Origin of the sequence: Janthinobacterium sp. HH106, assembly GCF_001758725.1 — a bacterium.
Taxonomy (GTDB): Bacteria; Pseudomonadota; Gammaproteobacteria; order Burkholderiales; family Burkholderiaceae_D; genus Janthinobacterium.
In genome coordinates, this window is sequence record NZ_LRIC01000011.1 from 24,451 (window position 1) to 50,563 (window position 26,113).

Annotated in this window: 23 protein-coding genes; 14 read left to right on the forward strand and 9 right to left on the reverse strand. The window is 63.7% G+C overall.

All coding sequences use genetic code 11. The features are described 5' to 3' along the window. Position 1: 1 nt before the first annotated feature. Together JAB8_RS05860 and JAB8_RS05865 are read left to right on the forward strand one after the other, a co-directional pair. On the forward strand, positions 2-1,579 hold the full coding sequence (locus JAB8_RS05860; protein ID WP_070288851.1) for an FGGY-family carbohydrate kinase: 1,578 nt from the start codon (positions 2-4) through the stop codon (positions 1,577-1,579). A gap of 244 nt (positions 1,580-1,823) precedes the next feature. Further along, positions 1,824-4,094, forward strand: coding sequence for a TonB-dependent hemoglobin/transferrin/lactoferrin family receptor (locus JAB8_RS05865; RefSeq protein ID WP_070288852.1), 2,271 nt, complete (start codon positions 1,824-1,826; stop codon positions 4,092-4,094). 110 nt (positions 4,095-4,204) lie between these two features. Here the strand turns inward: JAB8_RS05865 and JAB8_RS05870 are convergent, their stop codons facing one another. The 3 genes from JAB8_RS05870 to JAB8_RS05880 all read right to left on the reverse strand — a co-directional run bounded on the left by JAB8_RS05870 (position 4,205) and on the right by JAB8_RS05880 (position 8,138). Further along, complete coding sequence (locus JAB8_RS05870) at positions 4,205-5,563, reverse strand: diguanylate cyclase (RefSeq protein ID WP_070219827.1); 1,359 nt, start codon at positions 5,561-5,563, stop codon at positions 4,205-4,207. 290 nt (positions 5,564-5,853) lie between these two features. Beyond that, complete coding sequence (locus tag JAB8_RS05875) at positions 5,854-7,047, reverse strand: PLP-dependent aminotransferase family protein (protein WP_070288853.1); 1,194 nt, start codon at positions 7,045-7,047, stop codon at positions 5,854-5,856. Positions 7,048-7,223: 176 nt separating this feature from the next. Continuing rightward, complete coding sequence (locus JAB8_RS05880; RefSeq protein ID WP_070288854.1) at positions 7,224-8,138, reverse strand: DMT family transporter; 915 nt, start codon at positions 8,136-8,138, stop codon at positions 7,224-7,226. A 141-nt stretch (positions 8,139-8,279) separates the two neighbouring features. Between JAB8_RS05880 and JAB8_RS05885 the strand changes: the two genes are divergently transcribed. The 4 genes from JAB8_RS05885 to JAB8_RS05900 all read left to right on the forward strand — a co-directional run bounded on the left by JAB8_RS05885 (position 8,280) and on the right by JAB8_RS05900 (position 12,667). Further along, positions 8,280-9,698, forward strand: coding sequence for a PLP-dependent aminotransferase family protein (locus tag JAB8_RS05885; protein ID WP_070288855.1), 1,419 nt, complete (start codon positions 8,280-8,282; stop codon positions 9,696-9,698). A gap of 89 nt (positions 9,699-9,787) precedes the next feature. Continuing rightward, complete coding sequence (gene htpG / locus JAB8_RS05890) at positions 9,788-11,707, forward strand: molecular chaperone HtpG (RefSeq protein ID WP_070288856.1); 1,920 nt, start codon at positions 9,788-9,790, stop codon at positions 11,705-11,707. Positions 11,708-11,915: 208 nt separating this feature from the next. Further along, on the forward strand, positions 11,916-12,305 hold the full coding sequence (locus JAB8_RS05895) for a hypothetical protein (protein WP_070288857.1): 390 nt from the start codon (positions 11,916-11,918) through the stop codon (positions 12,303-12,305). Next, complete coding sequence (locus JAB8_RS05900) at positions 12,302-12,667, forward strand: hypothetical protein (RefSeq protein ID WP_070288858.1); 366 nt, start codon at positions 12,302-12,304, stop codon at positions 12,665-12,667. The genes JAB8_RS05895 and JAB8_RS05900 overlap by 4 nt, the downstream gene beginning before the upstream one ends. On the opposite strand, the gene JAB8_RS05905 is transcribed toward JAB8_RS05900, so the two are convergent. Then, the gene (locus JAB8_RS05905) at positions 12,644-13,375 is read right to left on the reverse strand and encodes a hypothetical protein (protein WP_070288859.1); all 732 of its coding nucleotides are present in this window, start codon (positions 13,373-13,375) and stop codon (positions 12,644-12,646) included. The genes JAB8_RS05900 and JAB8_RS05905 overlap by 24 nt on opposite strands. 143 nt (positions 13,376-13,518) lie before the next feature. Here JAB8_RS05905 and JAB8_RS05910 point away from each other — a divergent pair, with 143 nt between their 5' ends. Further along, positions 13,519-14,556, forward strand: a complete 1,038-nt coding sequence (locus JAB8_RS05910) for a hypothetical protein (protein ID WP_070288860.1) — start codon at positions 13,519-13,521, stop codon at positions 14,554-14,556. A gap of 14 nt (positions 14,557-14,570) precedes the next feature. Here JAB8_RS05910 and JAB8_RS05915 read toward each other — a convergent pair whose 3' ends face one another. The 5 genes from JAB8_RS05915 to kynU form a co-directional block, all read right to left on the reverse strand. Continuing rightward, positions 14,571-15,590 (reverse strand): hypothetical protein, encoded by a 1,020-nt coding sequence (locus JAB8_RS05915; RefSeq protein ID WP_070288861.1) that lies wholly within the window; start codon positions 15,588-15,590, stop codon positions 14,571-14,573. A gap of 2 nt (positions 15,591-15,592) precedes the next feature. Further along, positions 15,593-17,698: a hypothetical protein gene (locus JAB8_RS05920; RefSeq protein WP_139142959.1), complete on the reverse strand. Its 2,106-nt coding sequence runs from the start codon at positions 17,696-17,698 to the stop codon at positions 15,593-15,595. A 69-nt stretch (positions 17,699-17,767) separates the two neighbouring features. Then, positions 17,768-18,313, reverse strand: a complete 546-nt coding sequence (locus JAB8_RS05925) for an alpha/beta hydrolase (RefSeq protein ID WP_070219811.1) — start codon at positions 18,311-18,313, stop codon at positions 17,768-17,770. 14 nt (positions 18,314-18,327) lie between these two features. Beyond that, on the reverse strand, positions 18,328-19,197 hold the full coding sequence (gene kynA / locus JAB8_RS05930; RefSeq protein ID WP_070288878.1) for a tryptophan 2,3-dioxygenase: 870 nt from the start codon (positions 19,195-19,197) through the stop codon (positions 18,328-18,330). Between the two features lie 26 nt (positions 19,198-19,223). Then, entirely contained in the window at positions 19,224-20,474 is a 1,251-nt protein-coding gene (gene kynU / locus JAB8_RS05935) for a kynureninase (protein WP_070288879.1), read from the reverse strand. Between the two features lie 606 nt (positions 20,475-21,080). Between kynU and flhD the strand changes: the two genes are divergently transcribed. The 7 genes from flhD to JAB8_RS05970 all read left to right on the forward strand — a co-directional run bounded on the left by flhD (position 21,081) and on the right by JAB8_RS05970 (position 26,094). Then, positions 21,081-21,398 carry a flagellar transcriptional regulator FlhD gene (gene flhD, locus JAB8_RS05940; RefSeq protein WP_010396649.1) on the forward strand — a complete coding sequence of 106 codons (318 nt, stop codon included), beginning with the start codon at positions 21,081-21,083 and terminating at the stop codon, positions 21,396-21,398. 109 nt (positions 21,399-21,507) lie between these two features. Then, on the forward strand, positions 21,508-22,068 hold the full coding sequence (flhC, locus tag JAB8_RS05945; protein ID WP_070288862.1) for a flagellar transcriptional regulator FlhC: 561 nt from the start codon (positions 21,508-21,510) through the stop codon (positions 22,066-22,068). A gap of 105 nt (positions 22,069-22,173) precedes the next feature. Next, entirely contained in the window at positions 22,174-22,935 is a 762-nt protein-coding gene (locus JAB8_RS05950) for a class I SAM-dependent methyltransferase (RefSeq protein ID WP_070288863.1), read from the forward strand. 218 nt (positions 22,936-23,153) lie between these two features. Next, complete coding sequence (gene motA / locus JAB8_RS05955; RefSeq protein WP_070219712.1) at positions 23,154-24,014, forward strand: flagellar motor stator protein MotA; 861 nt, start codon at positions 23,154-23,156, stop codon at positions 24,012-24,014. A gap of 58 nt (positions 24,015-24,072) precedes the next feature. After that, the gene (gene motB, locus JAB8_RS05960) at positions 24,073-25,050 is read left to right on the forward strand and encodes a flagellar motor protein MotB (RefSeq protein WP_046684787.1); all 978 of its coding nucleotides are present in this window, start codon (positions 24,073-24,075) and stop codon (positions 25,048-25,050) included. A gap of 46 nt (positions 25,051-25,096) precedes the next feature. Then, entirely contained in the window at positions 25,097-25,645 is a 549-nt protein-coding gene (locus JAB8_RS05965; protein WP_070219714.1) for a chemotaxis protein, read from the forward strand. Between the two features lie 83 nt (positions 25,646-25,728). Further along, a complete protein-coding gene (locus tag JAB8_RS05970; protein ID WP_034758362.1) occupies positions 25,729-26,094 on the forward strand; it encodes a response regulator in 366 nt (121 codons plus the stop codon). The last annotated feature ends 19 nt before the right edge of the window (positions 26,095-26,113 follow it).

Consider the following 26,113-nt stretch of genomic DNA (forward strand, 5'->3'; position numbering starts at 1 on the left):
CATGGCGACCGTAGCGGGCGATGGCCCGTATATCCTCTCCATCGACAATGGCACGCAAAGCGTGCGCGCGCTGCTGTTCGACCGGGACGGGACGCTGGCGGCCAAGGCGCAAGTGTTCCTCGAAGCGTATTACTCGGACCATCCCGGCTGGGCCGAGCACGACGCCGACGGCTACTGGCAAGCCGTGTGCGAAGCGTGCCAGCAGCTGTGGCGCGGCACCGTCATTGAAAAATCGTCGATCGTCGGCGTGGCCGTCACCACGCAGCGCGGCACGGTGGTCAACGTGGACGAACACGGCGCACCGCTGCGGCCCGCCATCACCTGGCTGGACCAGCGCAGCACGCGCGACATTCCCCCGCTGGCGCCGTGGTGGCGCGCCGCCTTCCGCGCCACGCGCCTCGACGGCACGATCACGTACTTCCGCCGCGAGGCCGAGATCAACTGGATCGCGGCGCACCAGCCCGACATCTGGCGCCGCACGCACAAATTCCTGCTGCTGTCGGGCTTTTTGAATCACCGCCTGTGCGGAAAATATATCGATTCGACGGGCTCGCAGGTGGCGTACATCCCGTTCGACTACAAGCGCCATGCCTGGGCCGGGCGCTTCGACTGGAAGTGGCAGGCGCTGGCGATACAACGCTCGATGCTGCCGGAACTGGTGACGCCGGGCACGCGCATGGGCGCCATCACGGCGTCGGCCGCCGCGGCGACGGGCATCCCGGAGGGCACGCCCTTGCTGGCGGCGGCCGCCGACAAGGCGTGCGAAGTGCTGGGCGCCGGCTGCGTCGAACCGCACGTGGCGTGCCTGAGCTATGGCACCACGGCCACCATCAACACGACCAGCCGCAAATACGTGGAAGTGACGCGTTTTATTCCGCCGTACCCGGCCGCCATCCCCGGCGCCTACAGCACGGAAGTGCAGATTTTCCGCGGCTACTGGATGGTCAACTGGTTCAAGGAGCAGTTCGGCGACCGCGAACGGGCGGCGGCCGCTGAGGATGGCACGGGCTTGTCCGCCGAAGCGCTGTTCGACCGCCTGGTCGAGGCCGTGCCGCCCGGTTCCATGGGCCTCATGCTGCAGCCGTACTGGAGTCCCGGCATCAAGGTGCCGGGGCCGGAAGCGAAGGGCGCCATGATCGGCTTTGGCGACGTGCACACGCGCGCGCACATCTACCGCGCCATCCTCGAAGGCCTCGCGTATGCGCTGCGCGAAGGCAAGGAGCGCATCGAGCGGCGCAGCGGCGTCGCCATCACGGAGCTGCGCATCGCGGGCGGCGGCTCGCAAAGCGACGCGGCCATGCAGCTGACGGCCGACATCTTCGGCTTGCCGGCCGCGCGCGCCCACGTGTATGAAAGCTCGGGCCTGGGTGCGGCCGTCGCCGCCGCCGTGGGCCTGGGCTGGCATGCAAACTTTCCCGCCGCCGTGCAAGCGATGACGCGCAAGGGCAAGGTCTTCCAGCCCCATCCCGAGCACCGCAAAATCTATGAGCAGCTGTACCGGCGCGTGTACAGCAAGATGTATGCGCGGCTGCAACCGCTGTACCGCGAGATCGCCGACATCACCGGCTATCCGGAATAACTACGCCTTCAATGCTATTGCGAATCATTCTCATCCAGTATATGATGTGTTCCGCATTTCACCAAGGCAACGTATCCCGGTGACTGCAGTGCGCCGCCGGCCATGCGCCGGCGGCGTGTCCGCGCGGGCAGGGTTCCGCCGCAACGCTTCCGTCAACGCCGCCGCTTGATCGTGCACCGCCTGTCCTCTGCCCAGCGTTTTTCATTCCACAAGCATGAAGCAGCAAACTCAGGCAAGGATAGCGATGAAGAGCAGCAAACAACGATTGACCCCGCTGGCCGCCGCGCTGGCGCTGGCATTGGGCGGCGCGCACGGCCATGCGTGGGCGGCGGCGATGGCCGACAAGGCCGAGAAGGCTGGCGCCGTGCAGATGCCCGCCATCAGCGTGTTTGGCGACGCCATCAGCGCCGGCACGGCCGGACGCTCGTATATCACCAGCGCCGACATCGAACGCCAGCAGGCCGACAATGTCGCGTCCTTGCTCGACACCTTGCCCGGCGTGGACCTGGCCGGCACGGCCCGTCCCAGCGGCCAGAGCCTCAATATCTGGGGCTTCAACAAAGTGCAGGACGTGAAGGTCATCCTCGACGGCGTGCCCAAGGGTTTTGAAAAATACCGCCAAGGTTCCATCTTCATCGAGCCGGAACTGATCAAGCAGATCGAAGTGAACAAGGGCGCGCATACGAGCTTGTATGGCAATGGCGGCTTCGGCGGCGTCATCACGGTCGAGACCAAGGATGCGCAGGACTTGCTCGAAGGCGGCGAGAGCGTGGGCGCCATGCTCAAGTACTCGCGCCACTCGAACAATGCAGAAAACGACGCCACCGTGGCCGTCTACGGCCGCACCGAAGACGGCCGCTTCGACGCGATGGCCTTCACCACGCGGCGCAAGTCCGACGATTTGCGCAAGCCGGACGGCAAGCCATTCCGCTTTTCCGCCATCGATGCGCCATCGAGCCTGGCCAAGCTGAATATCCGGCTGACGCCGGAGCAGCTGCTGACCCTGACGGCGATGAAGAGCGGCAGTTCGGGCTGGGGCCCGTTCGCCGCCATGGGCGAGGACGTGCCCACGCCGACCGAGGCGGAAATCAAAAAATATGGACTGGAAGAGGCGTGGCAGCGCAAGGCCGTCAACCGCGACCAGGACGACGATACGTATTCCGTGAAGTGGCAGTACGCGCCGCAAGATAATCCATGGATCAAGCTGACGGCCAGCGCCGGCTATTCGCACACGGACCAGCATGACAAGCGCCTGCCATCGGCTTCTCCGGGTTCCTACCTGGGCTCCCTGGGCAACGAGAGCTGGGCCTCGTACGTGGACCGCATCGCGGAAGTGCGCAACGAAAGCGTGTTTGCGACGGGCGCCGTGTCGCACGTGCTGCAAACGGGCCTGCAATGGCACAAGAATGTGCGCGACACCCTGATGTACTACCCGTCGTCGACGGCGTTGAAGGACCCCAGCTACAACTACGGCTACTTCCAGCCCTACTACATGCCGGCCGGGCGCCAGGAAACCACGGGCCTGTATCTGCAGGATGCGATGACGTATGGCGACCTGACGCTGACGGCGGCGCTTCGCCACGACCGGGTCGTCTCCGAGGGCGTGCCGAACAAGGCGCCGCGCTACAACAGTCCGCTGGCGGCGGCCGGCCACGACTTCAGCGAAAAGGCGCACGAAGACTGGTCGCCCCGTCTGGGCCTGTTCTGGAAGGCGTCCGGCACGCTGGCCTTGTTCGGCGACTTGAGCCGGACCTGGCGCGCGCCCACGATCGACGAGATGTATTCGAACGAATACTATGTGTCGTCCAGGCTCGGTTCATCGACGCCGGGCACCAGCCGCGACCTGGCTGTCGAGCGCGTGACGGCCGTGCGCGCGGGCGCCATGCTGCACCGCCAGAACGTGTTCATGGAGCGCGACGACGCGCAGTTGCGCCTGACGGTCTACCGCAACAAGGTCAGCGACAATATCGGCCCGCGCCTGGGCGTGCTGGTCGAAGGCTACGAGCCGGGTTCGGGCAAGGTGCCGCCGGCGCTGTCCGACTACCGCAACCTGGCCGGTTTCCATACGCAGGGCGTGGAAGTGGAGTCCTACTACAATTCGCCGCGCCTGTTTGCCAGCGCCTCGCTGTCGAAGCAGCGCGGCACGCGCACCGGTTCCCAGCGCGACCCGTGGGGCCGGGACGAACCCGTGTCGACCATCGCGCCCGATAAATTGATGGCGGGGCTGGGCTGGCGCATGCCCGACCTTGGCGCCAGCATGGGCTGGCAGGGCCGCTTCGTGGCGAAGCAGGAGCGCGTCCTGCCGGTGGGGAACGTGTACCGCCTGCCGCCGTCGAAAGGCTATGCGCTGCATACCCTGTTCGCGTCATGGAATGGCAGGCAGGGCGTGTGGCGCGGCACGGAGGTGCGGCTGACGGTCGATAATGTCTTCAACCGCAATTACATGCCCTACCTGAGCGAAGCGGTCACCGGTGTGGGACGCAATGCGAAATTGAGCGTGTCGCGGAAGTTCTGATTAACTTTAAGAACGGCGGGCCGGAGACGCTTGGCCCGGAGTGCCTTTTTTTGTGACTTGGGCCTACTCCCGGTCCGTTGCATGTTCCGTTGAACTTCCAACTTCAAACGTCAACGTAAAACGATCGCCTTGACCGTTTCCCAGGCCGTGCTGCCCGAGTGCGTGGCGCGGACCTGGTTGCGGCCCGCTTCCTTGGCCACGTACAGGGCGCGGTCGGCGGCGACGAACAGCGCTTCGCGGTCGTCCAGCTGGTGCGGGCGGATGGTCGCCACGCCGATGCTGACGGTGATCCACGGCGAGGTGGTGGAGCGCGGGTGCGGCAGTCGCAGTGCTTCGATGCTGGCGCGGATGGCCTCGGCCAGGTGCAGGGCGCTGGCCGCGTCCGTATCGGCAAACAGCAGGACGAATTCCTCGCCGCCGTAGCGCGCCGCCAGGTCGCCGGAGCGGCTGGCATGCGCATCGATGGCTTGCGCCACCTGCTGCAGGCAGCTGTCACCGGCCGGGTGGCCCAGGCTGTCGTTGTACAGCTTGAAGTGGTCGACGTCGAGCACCACCAGCGACAGGGCGCCGCCGCCGCGCACGGCGCGCTGCCACTCTTTTTCCAGGAAGCTGTCGAAATGCCGGCGGTTGGCTATTTGGGTCAGCGGATCGAGATAGGCGGCGCGCTGCAGCGCGTCTTCCGACTGCTTGTGGTGTGTGATGTCGTGCAGCAGGCCGATATACAGGGGCTGGCGCAGATACATGGGCGTCAGGGTCAGGTCCATGCTCAGCGCCGCGCCGTTGCGGTGGCGGATCGCCACTTCGCGCGTACCGTGGTTGTGCGCCTTTTCCGGATTGGCCGCGTGCATGGCGAAGTAGTCGAGGTATTCCTGCGTCACGAGGGGGCTGAGCAGCTCGCCGATGAAGCGCCCGGCCAGTTCGTTTTCGCGGTAGCCCAGGTATTGGTCGCAGGCCGGGTTGGTGTACTGGATGCGCCCGTTCGCCTCGATGATCAGCAAGCCCTCGGCCATGTTGTTGACGATGGTGCGCAGGCGCTCGGCCTGTTCCTGCTGGGTTTCATTGTTGCTGCGGATTTGCAGCTGGGCGCGCACGCGCGCGCGCACTTCGGCCATGCGCAGCGGCTTGCTGATGTAATCGACGGCGCCGCAGTCGAAGCCGGCCACCACGTCTTCCGTTTCCGTCCTGGCGCTCATGAAGATGACGGGGATGCGCTGCGTCAGCGGATGCTGCTTGAGGCGGCGGCACGTCTCGATGCCGTCCATGTCCGGCATCATCACGTCGAGCAGGATCAGGTCGGGCTGGGCGCGTTGGGCGATCGCCAGCGCCCGCTCGCCGGACGTGGCAACATAGGTTTGATAACCCTGTTCGCTCATCAGCTTGCGCAGCAGCTCAAGGTTGGCCGGCGCATCGTCGACAATCAAAATGGCGGCTTCATGCCGCTGGGAATACTCCACACTGCCTGGACTCATTGCTTCCGGCCTTCTCGATGTACTCTGCGCTGCCAGCGTTTGCTGCATTTTCGGTGATGCTGACCGGGCTCAAATCTGATGCAGCGGTCAAATCATACCGCCTCGCCAATTTTTTGGGTGAAAAAATCGATGCTGCGCGAGGCGTGAAAATATTATTTTTATGATATCTTTAAAAATAAATAAACGCAGTTGCTATCGTGAAAGCTGTTTTTAAACGGCAAAGATGCGTGCCCGGTGGCGCCGGGGCAGCGGGGGGCACGCCCCGCAGTTGCGGGGCGTGGAGAGTGCGATTACATTTTTGCGGCGATCAGTTTGCCCAGGATGGCGATGCCTTCGCGGATGCGTTCCGGCGGCACCGTCACGAACGACAGGCGCAAGGTGTGCGTGTCCGGCGTGTTGGCGTAGAACGGCGCGCCCGGCACGAAGGCGACCTTGTTGGCGATGGCTTCATCGAGCAGTTTCATCGCATCGATGTGTTTCGGCAGGGTGACCCAGATGAACATGCCGCCTTCCGGCTTCGTCCAGGTGACGCCGGCCGGGAAGTGCTCTTCCAGCGCCGACAGCATGGCCTGGCACTGGTTGCCGTACAGGCTGCGGATGCTGGGGATATGCCGCTCCAGGAAGCCATCCTTGATCACTTCATGCACGACCATCTGCGTCAGCTGCGAGGTGTGCAGGTCGGCCGCCTGCTTGGCCAGTTCCAGGCGGCGTACCAGCGGCATCGGCGCCACCACGTAGCCGAGGCGGATGCCGGGCGTGAGCACTTTCGAGAACGAGCCCATGTAGATGACGCCGTCCGGATTCATGTTGATCATCTTCGGATACGGCTCGCCGCTGTAGCTCAGGGCGCCGTACGGATCATCCTCGATCAGCGGCAGGCCGTGGCGGGCGCAGGTTTCCACCAGTTCCACGCGGCGCGCCACGGACAGGCTGCGGCCCGTCGGGTTCTGGAAGTTCGGCAGCGCGTACAACAGGCGCGCGCCATCGGCGACGGGATCGATCGACGACGGCACCAGGCCTTCGTCATCGGTATCGACGGACACGAATTCGGGACGGTAGACGGAAAACGCCTGCAGGGCGCCCAGGTAGCTGGGGGTTTCCACCAGCACGCGGCTGCCTTCGTCGATCAGCACCTTGCCCAGCAAGTCCAGCGCCTGCTGCGAGCCGGACGTCATCAGCACCTGTTCGGGCAGGATGGTGCTGCCATTGCCGGAGAGCGAGTCGGCGATCCACTGGCGCAGCGGCAGGTAGCCGTCGGTGGGACCGTATTGCAGGGCCACCTTGCCATTGTTCGACAGGACCTTGTCGAAGGCGGTCTTCATTTCTTCCACGGGGAAGGTGGCGGGCGAGGGCAGGCCGCCGGCAAACGAGATGATCTCGGGACGCTGCGTGATCTTCAGGATTTCGCGGATGAACGAGCTTTGCAGCTGTTCCGCGCGTTCGGCAAAGCGCCATTGGATCGGATTCGGATTTTCAATTTTCATACGAGTCTCACAGAAGATGCCGAGCTGCGCCGGCTGGATTTGTTGGCCCGCTTGTGGCGGTGCGTGCGCAAGCGGCGCCGGATAGGCGTCGCCATGGTGCTGCGGTATTGTACGGCTTGCACGCCGCCGTGCCCATGCGCACGCGCAACGGCGTTGCAAATGGGCGTCAGGGAAGCTTACTTCAGCTTGCGTCCGATGCCCACGACGGCGATCACGGCGCCGGCAAACAGCAGGCTTTCGCCCGTCAATGGCTCATTCAGCAGCACGGCCGCGCCCACCAGGGAAAGGAAAGGCTGCAGCAGCTGCGTCTGTCCCACGCGTGCCACGCCGCCCAGCGCCATGCCACGGTACCAGAAAAAGAAGCCGATAAACATGGAAAACACGGAAATATAGGCAAAACCCAGCCAGGCCACGCTGCTGGCCTGCGCCATCAGCGCGCGTTGCGGCCAGGCGTTCCACAGCGTCACGGGCAAGACAAAAGGCACGGCCAGCAGCAGCGCCCAGGAAATCACATGCTGGCCCGGCATCGTTTGCGCCAGGCGCCCGCCTTCGGCATAGCCGAGTGCGGCCAGCAGCACGGCGGCAAAGATCAGCCAGTCAGCCAGGTGGAAGCTGCCGCCGCCCTGGCGCAACGCGAACGCCACCACCAATAGCGTGCCGAGCAGGGCCATCAGCCAGAACCCTGCGGAAGGGCGCTCCTTGCCGCGCAGCACGGCAAATACGGCAGTGGCCAGCGGCAGGATGCCCACCAGCACGGCGCCGTGCGAGGCGGGCAGGCTGCGCATGGCGATCGACGTCAGCCAGGGAAAGCCCAGCACACAGCCCAGCGACACGAGCGCCAGCGGCAGCCATTGTTCGCGGCGCGGCAACGGCGCGCGCTGGTGCCACAGCCACAGGCCGGCCAGGCCGGCGGCCACCAGGGCGCGCCCCAGGGCGACAAAGGTGGGATCGAGTTCGGCGACGGCCATGCGCGTAAAAGGCAGGGTCAGGCTGAAGAGGGCGACGGCGATGAGGCCCAGCAGCAGGCCTTTGCGGTCGGCGCCGAGGCGGGGAGGATGGCTGACGGGGGCGGTACTGGTAGTCGATGGCATGTTTTTCCTGATACTGGCTGATAGGTGTGCGGGGTGCGCGGCAGGCGTGGATTAATTTCTGCCGTACTGCTATCCTAGGGCGCAATAGCAATACAGTACAAATACACTTTCACGCATAATTTCACATACTGTCATGGCCATATGAGCAATACACTTCCTTTGCTGTCGCGCGCCTCGGGCGAAACCCTGATCGACCAGATCGCGCGCTCGCTGGCGGCGCGCATCGACGACAAGCTGCTGCGCGGCGGCGCGCGCATGCCTTCGATCCGCCAGTGCGCCGCCAGCCTGGATGTGTCGTGCGCCACGGTGGTGGCCAGCTACGACAAGCTGGTGGCGCGCGGCTACCTGGAATCGCGGCGCGGCGCCGGCTTTTTCGTGCGCGAGCGCTCGCCGCTGAACACGCCGGCGCCGCCCCCCGGCGCGCAGGACGCGGCGGCGCAGCCGATGGATGTCGTTTGGCTGATCCGTAACATGTTCCGCCAGACGCCGGTCATCCCCGCGCCCGGCACCGGCATGCTGCCCGCCGAGTGGCTCGATGGCGACCTGGTGGCGCGCGCCCTGCGCGACGTCAGCCGCCAGCCGGGCAGCCTGCTGCTCGGTTACGGATCGCCGCAGGGTTTTTTGCCGCTGCGCCAGCAGTTGCAGCTGAAACTGGCGGGCCTGGAAATCGCCTGTCCGCCCGAGCAGATCGTCACCACGGTGGGCGTGATGCAGGCGCTGGACCTGGTGGCGCGCGAGTTTGCCCGTCCCGGCGACACCATTTTCGTCGACGATCCCGCGTATTGGCTGATGTTTGGCGCCTTTGCCGCCATGGGCATGCAGGTCATCGGCATCCCGCGCCTGGGTGACGGCCCCGATATCGCCGTGCTGGCCGAGCTGGCAGCCCTGCACCGTCCCAAGCTGTACGTGATCAATTCGGTGCTGCACAACCCCAGCTCGACGTCGCTGTCGGCGGCCAAGGCGTTTCAGGTGCTGCGCCTGGCCGAACAGCACGATTTCCTCGTCGTCGAAGACGATATCTATTGCGACATGCATCCCGGCGGCGAGGTGCAGCCGGCCACCCGCCTGGCCGCGCTGGACCAGCTGCGCCGCGTGATTTACCTGGGCGGCTTTTCCAAGAGCCTGTCGGCCAACCTGCGCGTGGGCTTCATCGCCACCTCGCCGGAATGGGCGCAGCGCCTGGCCGACCGCAAGATGCTCGCCACCCTGACCACCAGCGACATCGGCGAGCGCGTGGTGTATAAAATCCTCTCGCAAGGTCTGTACCGCAAGCATGCCGAGCGCCTGCGCGCGCGGCTCGACAAGGTGCGCGAGGGCACGTACCGCCGCGCCGAGCGGGCCGGCCTGCGTTTCGATCCCGCGCCGGCCGGCATGTTCATCTGGGCCGATGCGGGCTGCGACACGAATGTGCTGGCCGAAAAGGCGCTGGCCGAAGGCCTGGTGCTGGGGCCGGGCAGCCTGTTTTCGCCGCGCCAGCTGCCGTCGACCCGCATGCGCCTGAACCTGGCCACGGTGCAGGACGAGCGCGTCTGGGATTTTTTCGCGCGCGCACTGGGCTAAAACTGCACATTTGCCGGGGGCTCTTGAAATCGCTTGTACCATCCCCAACTCCGTAGAATCCGTCCCATCCACAAGACTATGAGGTAAAAATGGCTGTCTCCGAAAAGCAAACCCTGGGTTTTCAGACCGAAGTGAAGCAAATGCTGCACCTGATGATCCATTCCCTGTACTCGAACAAGGAAATCTTCCTGCGCGAATTGATCTCGAACGCGTCCGACGCGGCCGACAAATTGCGCTTCGAAGCGATCGATAACGACGCCCTGTACGGCAACGATCACGAATTGAAGATCAAGGTCAGCTTCGACAAGGATGCGCGCACCATCACCATTTCCGACAACGGCATCGGCATGACCCGCGACGAGGCGATCTCGCACCTGGGCACCATCGCCAAGTCGGGCACCAAGGAATTCTTTGGCAAGCTGTCGGGCGACCAGCAGCAGGACGCGGCCCTGATCGGCCAGTTCGGCGTGGGCTTCTATTCCGGCTTCATCGTCGCCGACAAGATCACCGTCGAAACGCGCCGCGCCGGCGTGGACGCTTCCGAAGGCGTGCGCTGGGAGTCGGCGGGCGAAGGCGATTACAGCATCGAATCGATCGACAAGCCGTCGCGCGGCACCGACATCATCCTGCACCTGCGCGAAGGCGAAGATGAATTGCTGTCGAGCTGGAAGATCAAGTCCATCATCCGCAAATACTCGGACCATATCTCGCTGCCGATCGTGATGCAGAAGGAAGAGTGGGACGACGAGAAAAAAGAAACCGTCCTGAAAGACGAATTCGAAACCGTCAACCAGGCCAGCGCCCTGTGGGCCCGCAACAAGGCCGACATCACGCCGGAACAGTACGACGAATTCTACAAGCACGTGTCGCACGACTTCCAGTCGCCGCTGACGCACACGCATAACCGCGTGGAAGGCCGCAGCGAATACACGCAGCTGCTGTACATCCCGGCCAAGGCGCCGTTCGACATGTGGGACCGCAACAAGCGCGGCGGCATCAAGCTGTACGTCAAGCGCGTCTTCATCATGGACGATGCCGAGCAGCTGATGCCGACCTACCTGCGCTTCGTGCGCGGGGTGATCGACTCGGCCGACCTGCCGCTGAACGTGTCGCGCGAAATCCTGCAGGAATCGCGCGACGTCAAGGTGATCCGCGAAGGCTCGACCAAACGCGTGCTGGGCATGCTGGAAGAACTGGCGAACGCGGACGAGCAAGAGAAGAAGGACAAGTACGCCGTCTTCTGGAAGGAATTCGGCCAGGTGCTGAAAGAGGGCATCGGCGAGGACGCGGCCAACAAGGAGCGCCTGGCCAAGCTGCTGCGCTTTGCCTCGACGGCCAACGACAGCGACGAGCAAATCACTTCGTTCGCCGACTACGTGGCGCGCATGAAGGAAGGCCAGGACAAGATCTATTACGTCACGGCCGACAACTACGCCGCCGCCAAGAACAGCCCGCACCTGGAAATCTTCCGCAAGAAGGGCGTCGAAGTGCTGCTGCTGACGGACCGCGTCGATGAATGGATGCTGTCCTTCCTGCAGGATTTCGAAGGCAAGGAACTGGTCTCCGTCGCCAAGGGCGGCCTGGACCTGGGCGCGCTGGAAGACGAGGCGGAAAAGAAAGAGCACGAAGAAACGGAAACTTCATACGCCGACCTGGTGGGCAAGATGAAGACCGTGCTGGCCGACAAGGCCAAGGACGTGCGCGTGACGTTCCGTCTGACCGATTCGCCAGCCTGCCTGGTGGCCGATGAAAATGAATTGTCGGGCAACCTGCTGCGCATGCTGAAGGCGGCTGGCCAGAGCGCGCCGGAATCGAAGCCGATTTTGGAAATCAACCCGAACCACCCGCTGGTGACGCGTCTGAAATACGAGGACGCGGAAGGCGGCAAGTTCGGCGACTGGGCCAACATCCTGTTCGACCAGGCCATGCTGGCCGAAGGCGGTTCGCTGGCCGACCCGGCCAGTTTCGTCAAGCGCCTCAACGAATTGCTGCTCAATTCGGCGAAGTAATCGCCACCGCTGCGTAGGTCGGAGTAGCTGGGCCGCCGAGGCCAAGCGTAATCCGACAGCCGCAGCGGCGACTGATGCAACGAAGCCGGTCCTTTCGTCATGAAAGGGCCGGCTTTTTTTATGCTACAGTGCGCGATTATTTTATTTTATGGAAATAGCAATGGCGCATTGCCCGGCATGTGACAGTTCCAATATTCAACGTCTCTCCATGGTGCATGCCTCCGGCATTTCCGGCACCTCTACCCATATCTCGGGCAGGGTCGATGGTGATTTCATCCACGGTCATGCGCATACGCGCAGCCAGACCTTGTTGTCGCGCCAGGCCGCCGGGCCGACGATGCAGACCCACCAGAAAGTGGGGCTGATCGTGTTGGGCGTGATCATTTTTGTCATCGCCGCCGTCATCTTTTATCAGGCTGGCGCAAATGGCCTGTTCTGGATCTTCGTGGCAGGGGGTGTCGTCTCCGTCGCCTTGTCGCAAACGTCCTTCGTCGCCAATTGGGACAAGGAGGCCGCCGCCTTGCAGGATAAATATGCGCGTACCTTCATGTGCCATGCTTGCGGCCACCGCTTCATTCCTGTACTCAAGCAACCGTGAAAATCCGCCTGATGGCCGGCCTGGGCGCGCACGCGCTGGGCTGCCTGCTGTTTATTGTGTTGAGCTGGCTGGGGTTTTACCTGTACACGCAGCTGTTCGGCAGCCTCGGCTCGCGCGGCGTGGCCGGCGGCCTGGCCCTGCTGCTCGTGTTTTATGTGTATGCGGGCACGAATCTGCTGCTGGCGCTGCTGCCGCCCGGCAGGTGGAAGCCTGCGCTGTGCGGCTTGCTGGGCGCGGCCGTGCTCGCGTATCTGCTGCCGCAGCATCCGCTGCGGGCCATCTACTTCAGCGTGCTGGCGGGCGGCTTGAGCTGGCTGGCCGTGCTGGCCAGCGCGCGTTTAGTTGAGCGCCTGCGCGGCTGACAGGCTTGTAATAAATGCGGCGACGGCGTCGGCGGCCGCTTCCGGCGCCGCCTGCAGCAGCATGTGCGGCGCGGCGATGTCGACCAGCTGCGCGCCCGCTGCCTGCCGCAGTATCTGCACGGCGTTCGCCGGCGGCACCAGGCGGTCATGGCGGGCGCGCAGATACAGCACGGGCAGGCTGCCGCGCGCGAAGCTGCGCGAGGCGTCGGTTTCCAGCACGGCGCGCAGGCGCTGGCGCAGCACGCTGGGCGGCACTTGCGCCAGCGCCGTGGCCAGTTCCACCTGCAGGGCCGGCGTCGCATACGGCGCCAGTAGCGCCTGGCGCAGGGCGAAGCCGGGCAGGGTGCCAAAGGGCACCAGGCCGAGCAGGTGGCGCAGCGGCGCGAGCATCGGGCGCGGATTGCGCACGAACGAACAGCACAGGATCAGGGCGCGCATGCCGGGCGGCGGATCGGCGCGCAAAGCTGACCCCAGCGGTCCCGAAAACGATTCTGCCAGCACGATGAAAGGGCGGTCCCGCGGCAAGCGCGCGCGCACGAACGCTTCCAGCGCCGCGTAATCGAGCGGCGCGGCCGGGTAGGCAATGGCCTGGGTGTCGATGGAGCTCTGCGCGCGCAAGGCGGCGTCAAAACGGTGGAAGAGCCGGGCCGTGCCATCCATGCCGGGCAGGAGGACAAGCAGTGTCGAGGCGTGGATAGTTGTCGTCATTGCTGCCATCATAACAGCCGCACCGGCGCACCTGCCGTCCGCCTGCCGCACGGCATGGGGACTGGCGCCATGCTAGAATCGCCGGCGCGCCATGTGTGGCCAGTGGCCACTGGTAGCGGCAAAATCCCCCGACAGACAGAATCATGCATATCATCTTTTCGAATTACCGCACCCTGGGCGGCGCCTTGCTGGCGGCGGCCTGCCTCCTTTCCCAGCCTGCCCGCGCCACGGCGGCGCCCTTGGCACCGGCCGGGAAAAGCCTGTCGTCCCTGCTGGCCGGCGGTCCCTTGCCGCGCCTGAGCGAAGACTCGCAAGTGCGCGCGGCCCTGTTCGATTTCTTCGGTTACGCGCGCGGCAGCTACACGGAAAACGATGAATTGCTGCTGGCGCAGGCGCTCGAAGCGATCAGCGAAAAGCGCGACGCCACGCGCGCCGTGCTGGCCGATGGCCGCCAGTTGCTGGCGTCGATGAACGACCGCAAGCAGGGCCGCGAACGGGGCGCCATGCTGCTTGACAAGCGCGGCGTCATCATCGCCTTTGGCCTGGTGAACGGACATTGCCGCCTGGAGGGGCAGCCGCTGGCGAAAGTCTGCAATCCCGATCCGAATGCCGTGCTGACGGTATTCCACCGCAAGGGCATGCTGGTCGGGGATGCTGCACCCCTGCTGGCCTGGGCCCGGCAATTGCCGCCCATGCTGGCGCTGATCGCGGGCGACAAGGAAGCGGGCGCCGATGGGCAGAAGATCGCCAGCGTCGAATACGTGCTGGCGCAGCCGGCCCTGCCGGGCTGGAACCGCGCCCAGCTGCCGCCCGCGTATCCGCCGGCGCTGCTGCCGCTGCTGCTCGATAAATCCACGGTGCTGACGTCGGCCGGCGCCGGCGTGTTTGCCTATCCGCTCACGCTCAAGGGCAAGAAACAGAACAATGTGCTGGACCATGCGGAAGGCCGCCCGCCGCGCGACCTGGAAGTGGCGCTGCGCAGCTATGCCAGTTTCGACACGGTGGTCGAGCGCTACCGCCAGCTGGCCAAGGGCGCCAGGCTGCAGCGCAACGAGCGCACGGCCTACCTCGATGGCGACATGGGGCAGGGCAGCTACCGCGTCTACATCCGCAATACGGGCGCGGACGGCGTGATGATCGACGTGGCGCTGTGGCAGCGCAGGCTGGCGGCCAGCCGCTGATTTCAGCGCCGCTTTTAGGGTGCTGAGGTGTAGCCTAGCTCCGCCAACCGCGCGGCGATGGCGTCGTCGCGTGTTTTCCTGCCGGTGCGCAGGCGCGCATGCGTCAGGGACGCGGGCAAGCCATGCGCCAGCAATGCGTCGATGTCGAGCATGGTCCCGGATGCCGACAACTGGCGCAGGGCGGGCAAGGCGGCGAGGCCGGGCAGGCTGTCGAGCGTCTTGCAGGTGTGCAGGTTCAGGCGTTCGAGCAAGGGATTGGGCCCCAGCGCGATCTGCCGCAGCTTGATCTGGTCTTCCACCCATAGCGCCTGCAGCAGCGGGAAACGGCCGATATCGCCCAGCGTTTCCAGACCGCGCACGCGTATCACTTCCAGTTTCCTCAACAGCGGCGCCTCGATGTGTGCGAGCGATTCGCGGCCGCCCAGTTGCAGCAGCAGCCTGTCCAGGCGGCTCATCTCCGAGATGAAATCCAGCGGCACGGTGTTCTTGATGCGGTACAGCGACAGGTCATGCAGCGCCGGCAGGCTGGCCAGGGTCTCGATATGCTGGCTGTGGCCTTCGATGACGAGGCTGGCCAGGTGCGCATACTGGCGCAGGGGCGCCAGGTCGATATTGTTCCTGGCCGATTCGCCCAGGTTCAGGTATTCGAGGGCGCGCAAATTGTCCAGTTGCAGGATGTCGCCTTGCGCCAGCTCGTACACGCCCAGGCTCAGACGCTTCAGGTGCCGCAGTTCGCCCAGCGCTTCCAGATGGATGGCTTGCCGGTGGCAATCGATGGACAGGCTGGCCACATGCGGCAGCGCGCGCAGGATGCGGGCATCGAACACCCTCGGGTCGTAGCCGTAGATGCGGATGGTCAGCGCCGTGCCGCAAGTGGCGGCCAGGGCGTCGAGGTCGGCCAGCAGCGGCGCTGGCTCGGCCAGGGTATTGAACTGCACCAGCACCTCTTGGCCGCCCGCGATAGCGGCGCGGATCGCCCCGGCATCGATGCGCTCGGGATTCTGGATGCGCTGCGGCTGTCTTGCTTGCGTCATCGTCACAGTCCTATCGGGTAGTCGACTTTCCTGGGAGGAGGGCAGCCTTCCGGTCCCGGGAACGTCTGCTTGCCCGTGTCGTCGTAGCGCTTGCCGCACTCGACGAGCACGCGCTTGCGGAAGGTGTAGATGCTGGCCACCTTGCCGTTCGGGTGGTAGCAGATATTGTCGCCATCGCGGTCGGCAGAAGCGTAGCTGATCATGGTCTGGCCGTTGACCGTGCGCGTGCTGTGGCCGCTGCGCGGCTCCGTGCATTTGAGCTGGCCGCTTTCATAGTATGCGTTGACGACGGAGGTGTCGGCGGCGCGGTCGACCAGCAGTTCATCCTTGCGCTTGCCGTTCGGGTAGTTCGAATAGCCTTCCTGGCGCTGGCCGTACTGGAAGGCATAGTAGTACTGCGGCTTGCCGTCCGGGTAGTACATGTGGTGGTACTCGCACACGTCGTCGCGCGTGCTGCCGTACTCCTTGAAGGTGCAGCGGTGGATGTCGTTGAGCAGCTGGCCGTCTTCATAGTATTCGCGCAGGTGCGTGAGCAGGCGTCCCTGGTCGATGACGGCCAGGCGTTCCGGCTTGCCGTTCGGGTAGTAGCGCGCATCGAGGCCCTGCTTCTTGCCGTTGTCCCACAGCGTATCGAGGCGCAGGATCTTGCCGCTGTCGTCGAACGCCTGTTCGCGCCCGTCCAGCTGGCCGTTGCGGTAGGTGGCCGTGTAGACCACGTATTCCTTGCCGGCCGGACCCAGGTAGCGCGTGCGGCTGCCATCGAGCACGCCGGCCTGGTAATGGTCGCGCACGCGCAGCGCGCCTTGCGCATCCGTGTCGATGGCTTCGCCCTGTTTTTTGCCTTTCACGAAAGTGACGCTTTGCGTGACACCGTCCTTGAGCTTGAGCTTCCACGGCCCGTCGCGCAAGCCGTCGATAAAGCTGCCGTCGCCGTCTTCCGTGATCCACGCGCCGTGGCGCGCGCCGTTGACGTAGTTGCCGCGCGTGCGCACTTTGCCGCCCATGCGGCGTTCGTGCGGGCCGTTCAGCTGGCCGTCCGCGTAGGTATCGAAGCCCGTCACTTCCTCTTCATCGGCATAGTTGACGACCGTCCAGCGGCCTTCGCGCTTGCCGGCCCGGTACATGCCGCTCTCGCTCTGTTTGGGATAAGTGAAGTACCACATGCCTTCCTGCAGCCCGTTGACGAAATGGCCTTTTTCGCTGCCTTCGTGCATGCCTTCGCGCACCCACAGTCCCTGGCGCTTGCCCTTCGCGTACTGGCCCCGCTCCACCACCGAGCCGTCGTCCCAGGCCAGGCTGTAGATGACGGACGGACCGTCTTCGCTGCCCGTGAACTGCTGCGGCGCCGTCTCCCACGTCACTTGCCAGAGGCGGTAATTGGGCAGGATGCCGGCGCCCGCGTCGCTGTACAGCGTGTAGCTGGCCGTGAGAAAACGCTCGCCTTTTTTCAGGAAGGTTTTCTTGTAGGTGATGGCATCCTTGCCGCCGGGCGCCACGGGCTTGCCGTCATCGCTGTAGTAGCCGACGATGGTGCCTTGCGTATGGTCGATGGCGTCGAAGTCCGCATTGCCGCTCTTGCCGCGCGCGACGCTGTAGTCCATCGGCGCCAGCTTGGCCAGCGCTGCCTTGACCTGGCCCGCGTTGGGAGCGGCGCTTTGCGCCACGATGCGGTTCAGGGCCGGCTGCAAGCCGTCGAGGCGCCGGTACTTGCCGGAGCTGCGGTGGTAGCGGTAGGCGCGCAGGCCGTTCTTGCCGTCCTGGCGGAACAGCACCAGCATGGTTTGCACGCTGGTGTCCGATTCCTTGTCCAGCGATGCATAGAAGACGGAGCGGATGACGGCGTTGCCGAACTGGTCGAGCAGGAAGGTTTTCGAAGCGCTGTTCGTGCACTCGCAGTAATAGCCGTTGACGCCCTCTTTTTCCTTGAGAAAAGCGATGTCGAGGCCGCTGTCCTGCGATGCCGTGATGGCGGGATGGGCGAGGGTCTTGCCTTCGTAGAAGGGCGCGCCGTGGGCGAGGGCGGAGCAAAGCAGCAAGGGCAGGAGAACTGGCAAGAGCAGACGTTTCATCGTGAGGCTGGCGCCGGGGCGCCGCAATGGAAAGGCCACGATTCTGCCTGCGTTCTTACTTGTGGGCAAATGCGGGCGCGTCTATCGTGCGCGCGTGCGTGCCCCGGTTCAGGGCTGGTGCGCGGCGCAGAAGTCCAGCAGCAGCTGTTCGCCGTCCGGCCAGGGGCCGTAGCCGGCGTCGCCATTGATATGGCCGGCGTCGCCGATCATGGTGAAGTCGCTGCCCCAGGCGGCGGCAAACGCGCGTGCCCGCGCGAAGCTGACGTAGGGATCATCGCCGCTGGCCACTACCAGGCTGGGAAACGGCAAGGCTTGCAGCGGCATGGGAGAGAAACCCGTGGTGCCGGACGGGTAGGACGGCGCTTCCACATCGCTGGGGGCGACCAGGAAGGCGCCGGCGATCCTGTGCGGCGAGCCGCTGGCCGCCCAATGGGCCACCAGCGTGCAGGCCAGGCTGTGCGCGGCCAGCACGGGCGCCCGCTCGCAGGCGGCGATGGCGCGGTCGAGCTCCGCCACCCATTCGTCCTTGTCCGGCGTCTGCCATTCCCGGTGCGGCACGCGCGACCATTGCGGGTGGCGCGCTTCCCAATGGGTTTGCCAGTGCTGCGGCCCGGAATTCCACAGGCCGGCCAGGGTCAGGACGAGAGGCGACATCGAGGCTCCTTAAGTTATAACTCAGTGCGCAGGGCGAATAGTTCCGGGAACAATACCACGTCGAGCATCTTGCGCAAATAGCTCACGCCCGCCGTGCCGCCCGTGCCCGTCTTGAAGCCGATGATGCGCTCGACCGTCGTCACGTGGCGGAAGCGCCAGAAGCGGAAGGCCGTTTCCAGGTCGACCAGCTTTTCGGCCAGTTCGTACAGGGCCCAGTGTTTCGACGGGTCGCGGTAGACTTCCAGCCACGCCGCCTTGACCGAGGCGTCGGAGGCGGTGGGAAGGGTCCAGTCGGCGTCCAGGCGCTCGGGAGCGATATGCAAGCCGCTGCGCGCCAGCAGCTTGATGGCTTCGTCGTAGACGGACGGCGTGCGCAGGGCGGCGTCGAGCACCGTGTAGGTATCGGGCGCCGTCGTGTGCACGTTGAGCAGGGCGGCGTTCTTGTTCCCCAAAATGAATTCGATTTCGCGGTACTGGAAGGACTGGAAGCCGGACGAGGCGCCCAGGTAGGGCCGGATCGCCGTGTATTCGGGCGGCGTCATGGTGGCCAGCACGTCCCAGGCATGGACCAGCTGGTCCATGATGCGCGCCACGCGGGCCAGCATTTTAAACGCGGGCGCCAGGTCGCCGCTTTGCAGGTTGGCGCGCACGGCGTGCATTTCGTGCAGCATCAGTTTCATCCACAATTCGCTGGTCTGGTGCTGCACGATGAACAGCATTTCGTTGTGGTTCGGCGACAGCGGATGCTGGGCCGTCAGGATGCGGTCCAGCGCCAGATAGTTACCGTAGCTCATCGATTCGCTGAAATCCATCTGCGCGCCATGCCACTGCGCCTCCTGACCGCCGGCATGCATGGGGCAGCCGCTGGTGTTTTCCTTGTTCATATTCTTGTCGTCGCTCATGGGATGGTTCAGGTGACGGCATCGCGCTTGGCGGCGATGTCGTAGGATTGGGTGTCGAGGATGTCGCGCAGGATTTCCACTGCGTCCCACACGTCGGCAAAGCTCGTGTACAGGGGCGTGAAGCCGAAGCGCATGATGGCCGGCTCGCGGTAGTCGCCGATTACGCCGCGCGCGATCAGCGCCTGCATCACGGCATAGCCGTGCGGGTGCGTGAAGCTGACCTGGCTGCCGCGCCGTGCATGCTCGCGCGGCGTGACGAGGCCCAGCGGATGGCTGGCGCAGCGCTGTTCCACCAGCGCGATGAACACATCCGTCAGGGCCAGCGACTTGCGGCGGATGGCTTCCATGCTCGTTTGCGCAAAGATATCGAGGCCGCATTCGACGAGTGCCAGCGAGACAATCGGCTGCGTGCCGCACAGGGCGCGCGCGATGCCGTCGGCCGGCGTGTAGCCCGGGTCCATGGCAAACGGCGTGGCGTGGCCCCACCAGCCGGACAAGGGCTGGCGGAAGCGCGCCTGGTGTTTTGCCGGCACCCAGATGAAGGCGGGCGAGCCGGGGCCGCCGTTCAGGTATTTATAGGTGCAGCCGACGGCCAGGTCGGCGCCGGCGCCGTTCAGGTCCAGCGGCACAGCGCCGGCCGAATGGGCCAGGTCCCACAGCGCCAGCGCGCCTTGCGCGTGGCAATGGCTGCTGATGGCGGCCATGTCGTGCTGGTAGCCGGTGCGGTAATTGACGTGCGTGAGCATGGCGACGGCGCAATCGGCATCGATGGCTTGCCCCAGTTCATCCGGACTGTCGACCAGGCGCAGCTGGTAGCCGCGGTCGAGCCAGGCGGCCAGGCCTTGCGCCATGTACAGGTCGGTGGGGAAGTTGCTGCGTTCGCTGACGATGATACGCCGCGCGGCCTGCGCGGGGTCGCTGGCCTGCATCTGCAGGGCGGCGGCCAGGGCCTTGAACAAGTTGACGGAGGTGGTATCGGTGATCACCACTTCGCCAGTCTGCGCGCCGAGCAGCGGGGCCAGGCGGTCGCCCAGGCGCTTGGGCAGGTCGAACCAGCCGGCCGTATTCCAGCTGCGGATCAGGTCCGTGCCCCATTCGGCCGTGATGACGTGCTGGGCGCGGGCCAGCGCCGCTTTCGGCCGCGCGCCCAGGGAATTGCCGTCGAGGTAAATCACGCCTTGCGGCAAGTCGAATTGCTGGCGCAGGGGCGCCAGGGGATCGTCGAGGTCGCGCGCGCTGCAGTCATGTCGAGAAATCATGGTGGCTTTCATGTTGATACTTGTCTCAATGGCGCAATATTGTTTGAAGCTTAAAGTATTGTGCGGGAGCAGGCAGTGTAGCAAATCCGCGCCGGAAAGCGGAATTTCCACCCTGGCTGCAGCGTGAAAAGAGCCTGCCTGCGGGGCGTCAACGAAAAAAATCACGATTTTTAAAAATATTTTCAAATCACCCTAAAGTTTCGCCAGACGCCGCCGTCAACGATTACATGAACGGCGTCAAACCGGCCAAAAAAGAATGCGGGTCTTTGAAATATTTTTCGAAAAAGCCCTAAAGTTCCTGCCAAGGCGGCCGTTATCTAGGTAGACAGGCTTGATTCCGATCAAGTTGTTGTAAAAAAGTGATATTTTTTACAGGCCCAAAGTCGGGTAAACCCGCCGCAGAGCCAACCTCCCACATCCGCGCCGTTGCTGGCGTGCGACCATGATCGAGCAGTGTTTGTCAGACAAACACCTACGATCCCATCCGCTATTGCCCGACCAAAAATACAGCGCTGCGCCTCTGTTGCATTTAATGTTGCTCCTGCAGAATGTATCTCACTGGCAACACACAACGCCAGCTGAATTCAACGGATTGAGGAGATGGAAATGACTGCTAACGACATGATGGCTGAGATTCGCGACGCTAACCTGAGCTACCTGATGCTGGCCCAGCAAATGATTCGTGCGGACAAGGTAACGGCCATCTTCCGTTTGGGCATCGCCGCCGACATCGCCGAACTGATCGAAGGCATGAGCAATGCGCAGATCCTCAAGCTCGCTGGCGGCAACATGATGCTGGCCCGCTTCCGCTTCGACGACAGCGCCATCCTGGGCATGCTGACGAACTACAATAAAGACCGCTCGCTGGCCCAGTCGCACGCTGCCATCCTCATGGCCGGCCAAGGCGTCGAAGAAATCGCTTAAGGTTGCCATCAAACGTCCATGGCGGCGTTGCATTGCCCTGAACATTTTGCCGGCAACCTTATCAGTCAGTATCAGTTAGTCAGTATCAGTCAGTCGCGGAGTACACAGCATGGCCAAGAAAAGTGTCGTATCGGAAGCGCAGGAAATCCAGCTGGCCATCGAATTGATACAGCTGGGCGCACGCCTGCAACTGCTGGAGACGGAAGTCTCGCTGTCGCGCGAGCGCCTGCTGAATCTGTACAAGGAATTGAAGGGCGTCTCGCCGCCCAAGGGCATGCTGCCGTTTTCCACCGACTGGTTCCTCACCTGGCAACCGAATATCCATTCCTCGCTGTTCATCAACATCCATAAATTCCTCGTCGACCACGCGGGTGCCACGGGCATCGAAGCCGTGATGAAGGCGTATAAGCTGTATCTGGAACAGATGCCGCCCGAAGCGGGCGAAGAGCCCCTGCTGTCGCTGACGCGGGCCTGGACCCTGGTGCGCTTTTTCAGCAGCAAGATGCTGGACATGGCGCCCTGCGGCAAGTGCGGCGGCAAGTTTGTCGTCAATTGCCTCGACCTGAACGCCGATTATGTGTGCGGCCTGTGCCACATGCCTTCGCGCGCCGGCAAGACCAAGAAGGCGCGCGATGAAGCGGCCGCTGTTGCGCCGGGCGCGGCTGCCTGAGCCCTGCATAAGACAGTAAATAAGCCGGAGCCGGTCGCCTGACCGCACTCCGGCTTTTTCATGTCGTCATCGCTTACACTGGCGTTTTCCTTCTCTGACTACCCCATGCTGCAACAAATCCTGCGCGCGCCCGCGCTCAAGGCCATCCTGATCCAGGTGCTGGCCTTTCCCTTGATGTTGCTATTGGTATATGGCCTGGCGCGCGCGGGCGTGGCCATGTCGCTGCCGGCCGTGGCGCTTGTGCAGGGCGTGCTGGCGGCGCTTATTACCTGGCGCGCGGGGCTGGCCCGCTGGTGGTGCGCCATCGGCCTGCTGTTTGCGCCCGCCTTGCTGGGCGCCAGCCTGCTTGACTGGCCTCCGGCCGTGTTCCTGGCGGCCTTTGTTTTCCTGTTGAGCCTGTACTGGTCCACGTTCCGCACGCAAGTGCCGTTTTATCCGTCGGGGCCGAAGGTGTGGCAGGCCGTGGCCGAGCTGATCGCGGACCGTCCCGGCGTGCGCCTGGTCGATATCGGCAGCGGCCTGGGCGGCCTGGTGCTGGACCTGGCGCGGCGCCGGCCCGACGGGCAGTTTTCCGGCATCGAGCTGGCGCCGCTGCCCTGGCTGGCCAGCCGCTTGCGCGCGCGGATGGCGGGCAGCCGCGCGCGCTTCCTGCGCGGCGATTACGAAGCGCTCGACTTCGGCCGCTACGATGCCGTGTTTGCCTACCTGTCGCCGGCGGCGATGGCGGCCCTGTGGAATAAGGCGGAAAAGGAAATGTTGCCCGGTAGCATGCTTCTTAGTTACGAATTCCGGATTGCGGCACGCGAGCCCGATAAGACCATCGCCGCCACAGAGGGTGGTCCTTTGCTTTACATATGGTGCTTTTAAGCAATTGTCTGCGTTATTTGCTTGCCCGTGGGGCAATCTCACGTTATTGTAGTTCCACACGGCATTTTCTCGGATTTGCATTGAAAAGCAGCACATTTCAATTAACTTCCGGTTGCTTTTTTGCCGCAGTCTTTACCGTCGGCGCAGCCGCCAAAAGACAGGAACAGGTTTGAACATGCCGTGCATACAGCCGCGGCCATTATTGGGAGTCAGGGCACTTGTTAGTCATAATCGGATACATCATCGTCTGCGCCTCGGTCTTTGGCGGCTTCGCAATGGCCGGCGGCCATCTGGCGGCGCTGTTCCAGCCGCTGGAGTTGCTGATGATCGGCGGCGCCGCCCTGGGCGCCTTCCTTGTTGGTAACAATAACAAGGCCATCAAGGCAACGATCGCCGCCTTGCCCAGCCTGTTCAAGGGATCGCGCTATACCAAAGACCTGTACATGGAACTGATGTCGCTGTTGTTTGAAGTGCTCAGCAAGGTGCGCAAGGAAGGCTTGATGTCGATCGAAGGCGATATCGACAAGCCGGAAGAGAGCCCGCTGTTTTCCAAGTATCCGGCGGTGCTGGCCGACCACCACATCGTCGAATTCATGACCGATTACCTGCGCCTGATGGTATCGGGCAATATGGATGCCTTCCAGATTGAAAACCTGATGGACAACGAAATCGAGACGCACCATCACGAAGGCGCCGTGCCGGCCCACGTGATCGCCAAGGTGGGCGACGGCTTGCCCGCGTTCGGTATCGTCGCCGCCGTGATGGGCGTGGTGCACACGATGGAGTCGGTGGGCATACCGCCGGCCGAGCTGGGCATGCTGATCGCGCACGCGCTGGTCGGCACCTTCCTCGGCATCTTGCTGGCCTATGGTTTCGTCGGCCCGCTGGCCAGCCTGCTGGAGCAGAAGCTGGAAGAGTCGAGCAAGATGTTCCAGTGCGTGAAAGTGACGCTGCTGGCCAGCCTGAACGGCTATGCGCCGGCGCTGGCCGTGGAGTTCGGCCGCAAGGTGCTGTTCTCGACCGAGCGCCCGACGTTCAATGAGCTGGAAGACCACATCAAGAAATCGAAAACGAAGTAAGCAGTGAATATACGCCTGGACACCATGAGTCATTTGCAGCACACGGAAGGGGGACGCCATGGCCGATGAAGGCATGCGCCCGATTATCGTCAAACGTATCAAGAAGACGGCTGGCGGACACCATGGCGGGGCGTGGAAAATCGCCTACGCCGACTTTGTCACGGCCATGATGGCCTTCTTCCTGCTGATGTGGCTGCTCGGCTCCACCTCGAAGGGCGACTTGAACGGCATTTCCGAATTCTTCAAGACGCCGTTGAAAGTGGCCATGGCGGGCGGCTCCGGCAGCGGCGAAAGCAATTCCGTGATCCAGGGCGGCGGCCAGGACCTGTCGCGCCAGGATGGGCAGGTGCGCAAGGCGCAGGAAGAGCAGCAGCGCAAATCGTTCGACCTCAATTCCGCCAAGGCGGCGCTCGAACGCGAGGAAGGCAAGCGCCTGCAGGCGCTCAAGGCGCGCATCGAAGCGACCATCGACGCCAATCCCCTGCTGAAAAAATACAAGAACCAGCTGCTGCTCGATATTACCAGCGAAGGCTTGCGCATCCAGATCGTCGACGAGCAGAACCGTCCGATGTTTGCGCTCGCCAATGCGAACCTGCAACCGTACACCAAGGAAATCCTGCACGCCATCGGCTCCGTGCTCAATGAAGTGCCGAACCGCATCGGCCTGTCCGGCCATACGGATTCGACGCCCTATATGAGCGATGCAGGCTACAGCAACTGGGAATTGTCGGCCGACCGCGCGAATGCGTCGCGGCGCGAACTGGTGATCGGCGGCATGAAGGAAGAAAAAGTCTTGCGCGTGGTGGGACTGGGCTCGGCCGCCCACCTGGACAAGCTCGATCCCTTCAATCCGATCAACCGGCGCATCAGCATCATCGTCATGAACAAGCGCACGGAAGAAAATGTCTTGCGCGATGGTTCGGCGATCGAGCTGCCGGTGACCGATGCCGCTTCCGCCGCTGTCGCTTCAGGGCTGGCTGCCGGTGCGCCGCCCGCGGCGGCGCCAGTCCCGGCCCCGGCAGCGGCGAAAAAATAACACGCAAGGCTGTCGACGCGTGGTGTATTGAAACAATGAGACCTTTATGACAAGAAAGAAAATACTTGGCTCGCATGTAAAACGCCTGCTGTCTGGCGTGTCGGACCATGGCCGCAAGCACTTGACGGAGGTGGAAACCGACCTGGTGCAGACCGGCATCTTGCTGGAAGAGGCGATCGAGAAGCTGTCCTTCAATTTCATGGCGATACACGCAGCCGTCGCTGCGCAGCAAGACACTATCGCGCTGCTGCTCGACGGCGGTATTCCGGCCGAGCAGCAGCGCGAAAAACTGCTGGCGTTGCAGGATGAGGTGGGGGGCTATGTGAATGCCGCCATCACCAGCATGCAGTTTCAGGACATGACCAGCCAGCTGATCGAGCGCACCCTGAAGCGCGTGACGGGCTTGCGCGAGTTCCTCGGGACCCTGGGCGAGCATGGCGCGGAGATGTTGCCGGAGAGCGACAATGAAGAAATTGTCGCCTTGCTGGGTCGGGTCAGCATGGCGCTGGCGATTCAAAGCCTGGAGTTGCGCAGCGTGCTGCGCAAGGCTGTCAGTCAACAGCATTTGGAAAGCGGCGACATCGAGCTGTTCTAGCATGCCAGTGCGGAGCGCTTGTGGTCGCATGGATTGATTAATCAAATACTCGGGCAGGATGCCCGGAATAAGTGGGAGCAAAGATGGCCAAAACGATACTTGCAGTGGACGATTCCAGCTCATTGCGCCAGATGGTGGCGTTCAGCCTGAAAGCCGCCGGTTACCAGGTGGTGGAGGCCGTGGACGGCCAGGACGGACTGGAAAAAGCCAAGCTGCAAACCGTAGACCTGGTATTGACGGACCAGAACATGCCGCGCATGGATGGCCTGGAACTGATCAAGCTGCTGCGTGAATTGCCGACCTACCAGAAGGTGCCCATCCTGATGCTGACGACGGAGTCGTCGGACGAGATGAAATCGAAAGGCCGTGCCGCCGGCGCCAATGGCTGGCTGGTCAAGCCGTTCGATCCGCAACGCCTGATCGAAGTGGTCAAGAAGGTGATCGGCTGATGCCAGCCGCGCAGCGCAA